The sequence below is a fragment of the Gemmatimonadaceae bacterium genome (assembly GCA_019637445.1).
Classification (GTDB): domain Bacteria; phylum Gemmatimonadota; class Gemmatimonadetes; order Gemmatimonadales; family Gemmatimonadaceae; genus Pseudogemmatithrix.
Genome location: JAHBVS010000001.1, coordinates 1,680,950 through 1,693,368, shown reverse-complemented (window position 1 = coordinate 1,693,368; position 12,419 = coordinate 1,680,950). Strand labels below are relative to the sequence as shown.

Sequence of the window (12,419 nt, the reverse complement as noted above, 5' to 3'; positions counted from 1 at the left end):
TCAGACCCGATCGCCGATGCTGGCGTCCACGAAGATGTTGCGACGCTTGAAGGGCACCGGGGCGTTGCGGAGCAGGTGGGGGCGAAGACTCACGAGCGAGCTGGCGAAGTGCGGCGACTCGAGCGGTTCGACGCGTCGCGTCCACGCCGGTGGCATCACGCGCTTGCGGTCGGCGGCCTTCTCCACCATCGCCGCCAGGTAGTTGGCGAGGTACAGCGAGAGACCGCGCAGCTCGGCCTGCTCGACGGCTGCTGCCAACTCACTGGCCGACAGTCCGGTCAACATTTCGTTCAACTCGGCTAGCACCGCACGCGCGTCCGCGGTGTTGGCGAGGGCGGCGACCAGCGCGCGGAAGCGATCGCGCGACTCCGGCAGCACACGCGCCAATACGTACTCCGACATGCCGACGCCGGCGGCGCGGGCGCGGGCGCGCAACGCGGCCTTCTGCTGGGGGGTCACGCGGATCTGCAGCTGAAGGGTCCGGGCGGGCATGCTGGAGCGTACAAATCAAAGATCCCTTTGTCAATACATATGTACTGACATTGTATCGGGCTTCGAGCCGCGCGGGTCGGCTGCGCCCGCTGGTCGCGGCCCGCCCGAAGGCGCTGCATCTTTTTCCGCGATGCCTGAAATTCCCAGCCGTCTCGTGGCCGCGCTGGCCGACCGCTACCGCATCGAGCGCGAACTCGGCGCCGGCGGCATGGCCACCGTGTACCTGGCCGAGGACCTCAAGCACGACCGCAAGGTTGCCCTCAAGGTCCTCAAGCCGGAGCTGGCCGCCGTGCTGGGCGCCGAACGCTTCGTGGTCGAGATCAAGACCACCGCGGCGCTGTCGCATCCGCACATCCTGCCGCTCTTCGACTCCGGCGAGGCCGACGGCTTCCTGTTCTATGTGATGCCGTTCATCGACGGCGAGACGCTCCGCGACCGGCTCAACCGCGAGACGCAACTCGGGGTGGACGAGGCCATCCGCATCACGCGAGAGATCGCCGACGCCCTCCACTACGCGCACAGCCGCGGCGTCATCCACCGCGACATCAAGCCGGAGAACATTCTTCTGCAGGGCGGACGCCCGATGGTCGCGGACTTCGGCATCGCGCTCGCGGTCAGCGCGGCGGCCGGCGGGCGCATGACGGAGACCGGGCTCAGTCTCGGCACGCCGCACTACATGTCGCCGGAGCAGGCGACCGCTGACAAGTCGATTACCGCGCGCAGCGACGTGTACTCGCTGGCCAGCGTGTGCTACGAGATGCTCGCCGGCGAGCCGCCGCACACGGGCGGCAGCGCGCAGCAGATCATCATGAAGATCATCGCCGAGCGGGCGCAGCCGGTGACGGAACTGCGGAGTGCTGTACCCGAGAATGTCGCAGCGGCGTTGGAGAAGGCGCTGGCCAAGCTGCCGGCGGACCGCTTTGCCTCGGCGCAAGCATTCGCCGAGGCACTCGGGAACACGACGTTCACTGTTGCGACTCGCACAGCTGCTGGAATGCGTTCCGCCGCGCCCTGGCAGTTGAATCGTCTCGCGACCAGCCTGGCTGCCGCCCTGGTGTTGGTCGGAGGAGTTGCCGCCTGGTTGCTGACTCGCCCCGCGCCTTCGCAGCCGGTCTCTCGGTACAGCATCCGACTGCCAGATGACGGCCGCATCACCGGCCTATGGCTGCGCCTGGCACTGTCGCCGGACGGATCGCGGATCGTCTACACCGGTGGCGTGCCGCCGCAGGTCAACCTGTGGGTGCGCGAGCGGAACGCGCTGGAGAGCCGCGCACTCGCCGGCACCGAGAATCCGGTGGCGCCGTTCTTCTCCCCGGACGGAAGCAGGATTGGGTTTGAGCGGAGTAGCGGGCTGCATCTCATGACGCTCAGTGGCGGCCCGCCGATGGTGCTGGACGACGCCCGGGTCGGAGCGGCGGGCGCGACGTGGAGCCCCGATGGGTTCATCTACGCCGACGGGCTCGGCCCGGTCTCGCTCGTCCGCGTGTCAGTCGCGGAGGGTGGCAAGACGGAATGGTTCACGCAGCTGGATTCGGCGCGCGGGGAACGCGACCACATCGCGCCGTCCGCGCTGCCAAATGGCGAAGGGGTGCTCTTTACGGTGATCCAGGGCGAGGGTGGTGTCGCGTCGCGAGTGATTGCCGTTGCCTCCACGGCGACCGGAGCCCACAAGGTGCTGGTCCGCGGCGTCTACGCGCGCTACGCGGAGACTGGCCACCTGCTCTACGTGACGGCGGACCGCGCATTGATGGCAGTCGCGTTCGACCAGGACGAGATGACGGTCTCCGGCGAACCGGTGGTGCTCGCCCGTGACGTCGAGCTACGCGGCAACCTCGCCGTGCCTGACCTCGCCATCTCCTCGGATGGAACGCTGGTGTACACGACAGGCGCCGGCGCCTCCGACGGCGGCGCACCCGTCTGGGTAGACCGCGATGGCAAGGCATCGCCCATCGCCGAGGGATGGGCACCGCGCGCCAGTCATGTGTCCGTCTCGCCGGACGGTTCACAACTCGCCATCGCAATTCAGGACGCCGGCGTGACCAATCTTTGGGTGCGGCGCCTGAACCAGTCCGGCAACGCCTCGAAACTCACGTTCGAGGGCGGCCTCGATATCCGACCCTCATGGTCGCCGGACGGACGCCGCATCCTGTTCATCAGCCAGACCGACGGCATCCGATCTGCGTTCGCGCGACGGGCCGACGGCACAGGGAACAGCGAGCCGATCCTGCGCTTCCCACCCTCGATGGGCGAGGAGCAGGCGGTGCAGGAGGCGCTCCTCACCAACGACGGCGCCTGGCTCGTGTACCGCGCGGGAGGGGGGACCGCCGCCAATCTCTATGCGCGCCGCACGGTGGGCGACACGACGCCGGTCATCCTCGCCAACAGCATCCACCCCGAGAACTCGGTGACGGTCTCGCCCGACGGGCGTTGGGTCGCCTATGCGTCTTCCGAAACTGGCCGCTACGAGGTCTATGTCCGCCCGTTCCCTGACGTCTCGACCGGCAAGTGGCTGATCTCCGTCGATGGCGGCACCGAACCGCTCTGGGCCCCGAACGGACGCGAGCTCTTCTATAGGAACGGCAAGGGCGAGATGGTGGCGGTGGCGGTGTCCGCGGGCGGCGGCGCCCCGCCGACGGGGCTGCAGCGCGTGCTGTTCGACGCGACGGCGTACGCGACGGACCAGCAGCAGCGCGCGTATGGCGTGTCGCCGGACGGCAGGCGCTTCGTGATGCTGGCGCAGGACAACGTTGCCGGGAACACGCCGCTGGAGCTGATCGTCGTGGAGAACTTCTTTGAGGAGCTCAAGCGGCTGGTGCCGCGCCGCTGAGCTGGGTTCGGCCCTACCCGTCGGCCCGAACCCCAATCCGGCGCCGAAGCACCTCGCGCTCCTCCAAGGCGTGCACGGGCATCACGAGCAGGTCCCCCGGCGCGCTCCACGCCAACAGCGCCTCCGCGGCCTCCACCTCGCTTCCGCCGAGCAGCACCTGCTCCTCACGCGCCCCACTGCGCAGCAGCTCATCGCGCAGGATCGCGGGCACCTCGCCGGGCGCGCGCCCGCGTAGGTAGTGCGTCATCTCCTGCAGCATTACGCAGTCGGGCGCGGCTGCCCAGGCCGTTCGCGCCAGCGCACGCAGGGATTCGTCCGGTCGGTCGCCCGCCTGACCAAGGAGCAGCCCCAGCCGTCCGCTTCCGCGCGCCTCCTGCGCCAGCGCCAGCAGCGCCGCGAGCCCGTGCGGATTGTGCGCGTAGTCCAGCCAGATGCGGCGGCCGTCGAGTTCGTAGCGCTCCAGCCGGCCCGGGTTGTCGCGGTTGTCGCGGCCGAACTGCCGCAGGGTCTCGGTGATCACCGCATCCGGCAGGCCAAGCGCTCGCGCCGCACGTGCGGCCGCCTCGGCGTTGGCGATGTTGTACGCGGCCTGACCGGCCATCGCGATCGGCATTTCCTCGAGCGTCGGCAACAGTCCCGAGGCGTGCTCGCCACTTCCGAACCACTCCACCTTCGCGTCCGTGTGCGGCGGATGCGCGCGCAGCGTGGGATCGTCGGCGCCGAGTATGAGCGTGCCGCGCGCCGAGAGCGTGTGCGCCACGACACCCTTGGCGGTGGCGATATCGGCCAGTGAGTCGATGCCGTATTCGCCGAAGTGATCGGCGGCAACGTTGGTGATCACCGCGACGTCGGCCCGCGGTGCCACGAGGCCGCGCCGGAGCAGGCCGCCGCGCGCGCTTTCCAACACCGCCGCCGTCACGCTCGCGTCCTCGAGCACACGCCGCGCCCCGGCGGGTCCGCTCCAGTCGCCACGCTCGACCGCCTCGCCATCAATGAACACGCCGTCGGTGCACGTGAAGCCCGCGCGGTGTCCCGCCGCACGCAGCATGGCGGCGATCAATCGTACGGTGGTGGTCTTGCCGTTGGAGCCGGTGACGAGGGCAACTGGGATGTCGCGCGCTTCAATCGCCGCGGCGTCATCCGGCGGTGTCTCGCGCTCGGCATCGAGTAGCTCCCGCAGACGCGCAAGCGCCGCCGTCTGCTCCAACGGCAGCCGCTCTTCCTCCAGCGACGCGGGATCGTATGTCACGTCGCAGGCCTCGGCCGCGCGCTCCAGCGCCCATTCATTGAGACTGGTGGCGCTCATCAATGCTTCACGAGGCGCAGTGAATGCGAGACTGCTCCCCGCTGCGTGCGTGCGCACGGTGAGCGCGGTGTCGGTCCAGCCGAGTGCGGCGCACATCCACGTGACCTCGGCGCCCCAGCCGCGCAGCAGCGCGGCGTCGCTGCCGTGCGGGCGCGGCGCCTCGAGGATCACACCGGGTGCATCGAGCCAGAGACTCGGGCCGAGCAGGCGCCTGGAGTCGGTGAAGAGCGGCGGCGCGCTGGCGGAGGGCGCGCCGGTGGGTGGCGCGCTCAGTCGTCGCTCTCGCGCGCGAGGCGCACGCCGCGCTCGTCGCGCACCAACGACGAGAGGTCGGTGAGCGTCGGCTCGGGCGGCGGCGCGGGTTCGACCACGCGCGGGATGGCGTGCTCGGCCGTCACGGGCCGCTGCGCGCCGTCCGGACGGAAGTGGATGATCTGCTTCCACGTGCGCGTGATCTCGTCGCCGAAGACGAGCAGCAGGTCGCCGGCGCGCGCCATCCGCAGGCCGGCATCAACGGCCTCCTGCTCGTCAGGGATGATCGTGATCTGCGCGTCCGGCACGCCGGCATCGCGCAGCGCCTGCGCCATGATGCGCGGGACTTCGTCGCCCGCGCGGCCGCGCAGCCCGTCATCGCGGCGGCAGATGTAGTGGTCGAACTTGCCGGCGGCCACTCGGGCGATCTCCCGCAGGTCCTCGTCACGGCGATCACCGGGACCGGCGAGCACGACCAAGCGGCGGCCATTCACGTCCAGGCGCTGCGCGAGTTGGCACATCGCCTCGATGGCGTGCGCGTTGTGGCCGTAGTCGAGGATGACCTTGAACGGATGCTCGCTGAAGACGTTCGCGCGCCCCGGCGCCTGGAAGAACGTGGTGTCGAAGGTGCGCAGGCCCTGTCGGATGGTCTCGAGCTTGAGGCCCATCGAGAAGGCCATCGCGGCGGCGACCATCGCGTTCTGCACGTTGTGCATCGCGCGGCCTTCGATCGTCGCCGGGATCAAGTGCGTCCACAGCAGCGGGATGTGCGCGCCCTTGTCGTAGATGGTGATCATCTGCCCGTTGACGCCGCTCTCCAACGACACGGCGCGACCGCCCGCACGAATGTGTTCGCGCACCAGCGCGTGGCCGGGGTTGGTGGTCACGTAGCAGAGATGCTTGGCGTCGGTGTAATCGGCCATGCGCAGCACCAGCGGATCATCGGCATTGAGCACCGCCGTGTCGCGGGCCACCTCGACGATGATGCGCTTGACCTCGGCCAGGGCCTCGAGCGTGTCGATGCCCTTCATCCCCAAATGGTCGGAGCGCACGTTGAGCACGGCGCCCACGTCCACGTAGGGCGTGCCCATCCCCGCGCGCAACAAGCCGCCGCGCGCAATCTCGAGCACGGCGACATCGATGGTCGGGTCGGCGAGCACCAGCCGCGTCGCGACGGGGCCGGTCATGTCGCCCTCGACGGTGCGTTGGCCGTCGATGTACACACCGTCGGTGGTGGTGAGGCCCGGTGTGAGGCCGGCCATCTTGCAGATGTGCGCGAGCATCCGCGACGTCGTCGTCTTGCCGTTGGTGCCGGTGACGGCGGCGATGGGCACGGTGGCCGGCGTGCCCGGCGGGAAAAGCATGTCGATCACCGGTCCGGCGACATCGCGCGGCTTCCCGTCACTGGGCGCGCTGTGCATCCGGAAGCCAGGCGCGGCGTTCACCTCGCAGATGGCACCGCCGTGCTTGCGGTACGATTCCGTGATGTCGGGCGTGAGGAAGTCCACGCCGCCCACATCGAGCCCGATGGCCTTGATGGCGCGCTCGGCCATCTCGCGGTTGTCGGGATGGATGATGTCGGTGACATCGGTGGCGGTGCCGCCGGTGGAGAGATTGGCGGTGGAGCGCAGGTACACCGTCTCGCCGGCGGGCGGCACGGTCTCGGGCGTGTAGCCCTTCCGCTCGAGCAAGCCCAGGGCCTGCTCGTCGAGCGCGAGCCGAGTGAGGACCTTCTCGTGGCCGACGCCGCGTCGCGGATCGGCGTTCACGATGTCCACCAACTGCGCAATGCTCTGGCTGCCATCGCCGACGACGTGGCCCGGCGTGCGGCGCGTGGCAGCGATGAGCGTACCGTTCACCACGAGGAGTCGGTGGTCGTCGCCCACCTGGAAGCTCTCGACGATCACCGAGCGCGAGACCTCTTGCGCAGCGTGGAAAGCCGCGCGCACCTGCTCGTCGGTGGTGAGGTGGATGGCCACCGCGCGGCCGTGATTGCCGTTGTAGGGCTTCACCACCACAGGGAAGCCGATGCGCCGCGCCGCGCGCAGCGCCCCCGCCTCGCTCTGCACCAGCTCCTGCTTGGGCACCGGCAACCCGATGCGCCCGAGGATTCTGTTGGTCTCCTCTTTGTCACCCGCCAATTCCACGGCGATGTGCGGCGTGCGGCCGGTGACCGTGGCATGGATGCGTTGCTGGAACTTCCCGTGCCCGAGCTGCACCAACGACTGGTTGTTGAGGCGCATGAACGGGATGCCGCGCGCCTCGGCGGCGTGCACCAACGCGGCGGTGCTCGGACCCAGCGCGCGGCGCTGTTCGTAGCGGATGAACTGATCGCGCTCGGCCGTCCAGCTCCAGTCCGCAGGCACAAGGCCCTCCGGCCGGATCTCCTCGGGCAGCAGCGAGCCGAGCAGCTTCATCGCCATCTCGCCGGCCTCGAGACCTTGGTCGCGCTCCTCGTACTCGTAGACGACGTGATACTGGCCTTCGACGCCGGTGCCGCGGGTCTTGCCGAAGGTCACCGGAACGCCGGCGATGTTCTGCACCTCGATGGCGACGTGCTCCAGCACGTGGCCTAGCCAGGTGCCCTCGTCCTCCGTCATGCGGCGGACGAATCCGCCAGGCTCACCATACGAGCAGCCGTGCTCGCGCAGCCCGGGCAGCACCTCGAGCAGTCCCTCGATGAACGGGGCCCCGAGCCGGCTGGTGGGCCACTGCTCCAGCGCGCCGAGGTCCAGCGTGAGCCGGATTACCGGGAAGTGCGCGTACAGCGACGGACCGACGTAGACGGAGCGTTCGAGGATTCGCATCGTGGGAACCTGCCGCTAACCCTTGCTCACCGCGAGCGATCCTGCCGAGGCGATGCGGGTGTGGAGGTTGAAAGTGGTGCCGCGGACGAGGACGTGCATGATGAGGCTGAGCATCGCTACGGAGTCGTCGGCGTCGGCGCGGTCCATCGACGAGAAGGTGAGCTTGGACGAGTCCACGATGGTGATCGTGCCGCTGCCCTCCACCTCGACGGTCTGGTCAGGGCCGATGAACGCCGCGGTGTCCTCGTCGATCCCCATCCCAATGAGGAAGGGATTGAACGCCAGCGCGGTGATGAGCCGGCCGAGCCGGCCCCGCTGCGTGAAGTGCTGGTCGATCACCACGCGATTGGTGAGGCCGAGTCCGGGCGCAAGGGTGACGGACCCAGCGTGCGGCGTCCGGTTGTCGTCGCCGAAGGCGATCATGTGCTCACTGAGAAAGCTCGCGCCGGCGCTGGTGCCCGCGACGTGTCCGCCGTTGGCATTGTGTTCGCGCAGCGCCTTGGCCACCGCGGTGCCGCCGATGGTGGTCGCAAGGCGCATCTGGTTTCCACCGGTGAGGAAGACGCCGTCGCAGGCCTTGATGGCGGCCACGCGTCCGAGCTCGTTGCCGTCGCGGCGCGTGTCGAAGTCCATCACCTCGACTTCGGCGGCACCGAGTTCGCGGAAGATGCTGCGGTAGCGGTCGCCGGTGTCGGCGAGCTTGGAGGCCGTGGGAATTACGACGAGCTTGGCGTCGCGCCCACCGCAGAGCTGCACGAAGCGCTCGAGGATGTGCGGGTTGTTCTCCTTCTCCTCACCGCCGCCGATGGGGATGATCCAGCCGCGGGTCGCGCCGTCCGGTGTTTGTGAGGGCGTCACGCGCGCTCCGCGGGCTGCGGTTCAAAGGTGCCGCGCTGTGTGGGCTGGCCATCGCGTAGCATCCAAGTTCCCATCGCCATCACGTCCCGAATTCCTCCGTTGGGGTCGAGTACCACGAGGTCGGCATCGGCATCCGCGGTGAGCTGTCCCTTGCGAGGCAGGCGGAGCAACGTCGCCGTGTTGCTGGTGAAGGCCGGCAGCGCCCGCGCGAGCGGCACGCCGGCGTCGAGCAGGCGGCGCAGCGTGTAGGCCAGCGCGCCGGGCGATCCCACATCCATAGAAGCCACGCGGCCGTCGGCATCGAAGGTCGGCAGGCAGCCGCCACCGTCGGAGCTGATGGTGATGCGCTCCGGCGGGGCGCCGGCATCGAGGTATCGCTGCAGCGCGTCCTCGGCGCTCCACGCGTCCTCGCCCTCCGCCACGGGGAACGCCGTGAGGTCCACGGCTACACCGCTGCGTGCGATGGCGATGGCTTCTTCGAAGAGTGCGCGTCGCCGGTTCACGTGCGTGGGGTGGAACACGCGCGGCGGCAGCTCCGAGTGCGCGAGCGCGTCGCGGATGGGTTCGAGCCCGCGGGGGCCGTCGCCGACGTGCAGGTGCAGGATGCCCGCCTTGCCCGTCATCAGGCCGCCGACGTGCACCTCGCTGGCGAGGCGCAGCAGATCGTCGCGGGTTGGCTGGCTGCTGCGGTGGTCACTGATGGCGGTCTTGCAGCCGATGATGCAGTCGATCATCGCCAGGTCGCCACGCACGCTGCCGGTGATGGTCACTGGGGGCAGGTGGTAGCCGGCGGTCCAGCTCCAGGCCGAGAGTCCCTCGGTGCGGAGGCCGTGCACGGCGGCAACGAGTTCGCGTGGATGGCGGGTGGCGTCGTCGGTGCCGAGCACGGCAACGACGGTAGTGACTCCGCCGCGAGTGAACTGCGAAAGCGGCAGCGGCGGGACCTTGGTATGCGCGCCGGCCTCACCGCCGCCGCCCGTGAGGTGCACGTGCGGGTCGATCAGGCCGGGGACGAGGCGCAGGCCCTCAAGGTCGACGACCTCGGCGCCGAGTGATGCGTCCAAGCTCGGGCGCTCGTGGCCGATCCAGGCGATGCGCCCGCCAGCGACGAGGACGTGGCAGATGCCGCGTGGCTCTGGGGCGTGGAGATCGGCGTTGAGGAGGAGACGGAGCACGCCGAAATCTACGCCAGAGCCGCGCGACGTACCCGTCGTGGCGCGCGAGCCGCCTACCGCGGCAGCTTCCGCTCCAGCTCCTCGATCCAGTTCGTGATCACCACGTTCGGTGCCGCACCTGGCCGCTCGACGGGGGTCACCAGCAGGAACCGTTGCCCGTCCGGCGACACGTCGTACCCGCGCGTGCGACCGCCCGCGAGCCGCCCGCCGTCCTTCACGCGGAACAACTGCATGGGGGTGCCGATCTCGCCGGTCCCAGGATTGAACGACGCCGCGTACATCGCGTCGCCCTTGCGGTACACGATCTCCCGCCCTGCGCGCGTGAAGCGCGGCTGGTCGCCGCCGTCGGACGAGACCTGTCGACGGCCGCCCGTGCCATCCGCCAGTCGCACGTAGACCGCCGAGTTCCCCGCGCGATCGGATTCGTCATGCACGATCCAGCGGCCGTCCGGCGTCAGGTCGGCGTTGAAGGCATCGCTGCCGGTGTTGAACCTGCGCGAAGCCGTGTCGCCGACGGTGGCCACCGTCAGCCGCGCATCGGCGATGACCTCGTAGTAGAACACCTGCCGCCCGTCCCGTGAGATGGCCGTCGGCACCTTGTCGTACTTCGTGTTCACCAACTCTTCGTCCGGGCGCCCATCGATCGGCTGGCGGTGGATGTTGTACTGCGGGACCTCGCGCGCGATGATCAGCGACTTCGAGTCCCAGGCCCACACCGGCGAGAACGCCACACCGTCGGTGAAACGCGTCAGCTGCGTCAGCACCGCGCGGCCGTTGTCGTAGAGCCAGATCTGTCGCGTCGGCGCGGTACGCGTCAGGGCGATCCAGCGGCCATCTGGCGAAAGCCGCGGCTCGGACCAGCTCCCGGCCTCCGGAAGCAATGGCGTGGTTCGCCCGCTCCGATCGGACCAGACTACCTGTCGCGCGACGCTAGCTTCGGAGCCTTTGACGTAGACCAGCGTGCCGTTCGCCGAGACATCATACGCCGCAACACCGTCCGTCTGCGTCCACGCCACGTCCTCGACCACAGGCACGGCCTCGCCAAGAGTGCGGAGCGTTTTGGGATCGAATCGCTGCGCAAAGACCGCCGCCGAACGCGCGAACAATAGGATGTCCGGCGCGACGAACTTTCCATGGATGGCGTTGGTGGCCAGCACGCTACGCGCGCCGGTCTTGAGGTTCAATGCCTCAATCCGCGAGGCGTCCACCGGACTGCGGTAGCTGGTATAGATCAGCGCATCGCCACCCGGCAGGACCTGCGGATACCAGTGCGCGAACTCTCGCTCGGCCGCACTAATCGACGTCAGCGTATCCGCCGTGAGTCCACCGGGAGACAGGCGCACTAGTCCCGTGGTCAGCGACGAGTAGATCAGACTCCCGTCCGGATGCTCGATGAAGCCGGCGTTGACGCCGGCTTCCATGACGACGCTGGCCGGCCCGCCGCCCACCGGCACCCGCTTCATCTTGCCTTCCGACTGGAACAGGATCCACTGGCCGTCGAGGCTGAACCTCGGGTCGCGCGCGCCGGCGGTGCCTTGCACCGGCTGCATCGTCGCGGAGCCCAGCGACCGCGTGGCGACGAGATCCAAGCCGTTCGAGTCACGGACTACTTCCAAGATCTGACGGCCGTCGCGCGAGATGCTGACGAAGGGACGGTCGTTGCGCGACAGGATCGGCCGATACGTGAACTCCACACGCTCGGCGGGCTGCTCGCGCTGCAACGCCCACAGCGCCGCAGCGGTCGCAACGACAGCTACGGCGGCAGCCGCAATCGCGATGGCGCGCCAACGCGTGGAGCCCTGCGCAGCCACTGCCCTGCGCGCCGTCGTGCGATTGCCGGCCTGCGCACGCGTGCCGCCGCCACCTTGCAACGCCGCCGCGAACTCCGCCGCCGAGCCAAAACGGTCCGCCGGCAGCTTCTCCAACGCCTGCGCCACTGCGTCAGCCACGTGTGGCGGCACCGTTTTGCGCAGGCTGGTCACATCCTGCGCTTGCTCGGTGATGATCTTCATGATGATCTGCTGCGCGGTCGATCCCGTGTGCGGCGGGTTGCCGGTCAGCATCTCGTACAGCACGCTCGCCAACGAATAGACATCGCTGCGCGCGGTGATCTCCTTCTCTGCCGTGGCCTGCTCGGGCGACATGTAATGCGGCGTGCCGAGACTGAGACCGGTCTCCGTCATCCGCCCACCGGCGGCCGCTGATACCGCCAGGGCAATTCCAAAGTCGGCCACCATCGGCCGGCCGTTCTGCAACAGGATGTTCTCGGGCTTGATGTCGCGGTGGATGACCCCGTGCTGGTGCGCGTAGTGCAGCGCGTCGGCAATGTCGCAGGTCATCCGAATGGCCTCGTCCACGCCGAGCTGGGACTCGCGATTCAAGCGGTCGCGCAACGTCTCGCCATCGATGAACGGCATCACATAGTAGAGGAAGCCGTCCGCCTCGCCCGAATCGAACAGCGGCAGGATGTGCGGATGCTGCAGTGCCGCCGTCGTCTTGATCTCGACCACGAAGCGCTCGGCGCCGAGCACCGCGGCCAACTCCGGCTTGAGCACCTTCACCGCGACTTTACGGTCGTGCTTGATGTCGTGCGCCAGGTAAACGGTCGCCATGCCGCCCGCGCCCAACTGGCGTTCGATGCGATAGCGTCCGTCGAGCGCGGCGGTGAGGCGTTCGGTCGAGTGGGACATCCCGGGGAAACC

The 12,419-nt window shown here is 69.0% G+C and carries 7 protein-coding genes; 1 reads left to right on the top strand and 6 read right to left on the bottom strand.

Features of this window, described 5'->3' with window-relative positions:
• Positions 1 to 492: a hypothetical protein gene (locus KF709_07620; GenBank protein MBX3174265.1), complete on the bottom strand. Its 492-nt coding sequence runs from the start codon at positions 490 to 492 to the stop codon at positions 1 to 3.
• Between the two features lie 130 nt (positions 493 to 622).
• Here KF709_07620 and KF709_07615 point away from each other — a divergent pair, with 130 nt between their 5' ends.
• Positions 623 to 3,319: a protein kinase gene (locus KF709_07615; protein ID MBX3174264.1), complete on the top strand. Its 2,697-nt coding sequence runs from the start codon at positions 623 to 625 to the stop codon at positions 3,317 to 3,319.
• Positions 3,320 to 3,332: 13 nt separating this feature from the next.
• Here KF709_07615 and KF709_07610 read toward each other — a convergent pair whose 3' ends face one another.
• The 5 genes from KF709_07610 to KF709_07590 form a co-directional block, all read right to left on the bottom strand.
• On the bottom strand, positions 3,333 to 4,796 hold the full coding sequence (locus tag KF709_07610; protein MBX3174263.1) for a hypothetical protein: 1,464 nt from the start codon (positions 4,794 to 4,796) through the stop codon (positions 3,333 to 3,335).
• A gap of 98 nt (positions 4,797 to 4,894) precedes the next feature.
• Positions 4,895 to 7,684 (bottom strand): cyanophycin synthetase, encoded by a 2,790-nt coding sequence (cphA, locus tag KF709_07605; GenBank protein MBX3174262.1) that lies wholly within the window; start codon positions 7,682 to 7,684, stop codon positions 4,895 to 4,897.
• Positions 7,685 to 7,699: 15 nt separating this feature from the next.
• Entirely contained in the window at positions 7,700 to 8,542 is an 843-nt protein-coding gene (locus KF709_07600; protein MBX3174261.1) for a cyanophycinase, read from the bottom strand.
• Entirely contained in the window at positions 8,539 to 9,717 is a 1,179-nt protein-coding gene (gene iadA, locus KF709_07595; GenBank protein ID MBX3174260.1) for a beta-aspartyl-peptidase, read from the bottom strand. The genes KF709_07600 and iadA overlap by 4 nt, the downstream gene beginning before the upstream one ends.
• Positions 9,718 to 9,770: 53 nt before the next feature.
• Positions 9,771 to 12,407 carry a serine/threonine-protein kinase gene (locus KF709_07590; GenBank protein MBX3174259.1) on the bottom strand — a complete coding sequence of 879 codons (2,637 nt, stop codon included), beginning with the start codon at positions 12,405 to 12,407 and terminating at the stop codon, positions 9,771 to 9,773.
• Positions 12,408 to 12,419: the final 12 nt, after the last annotated feature.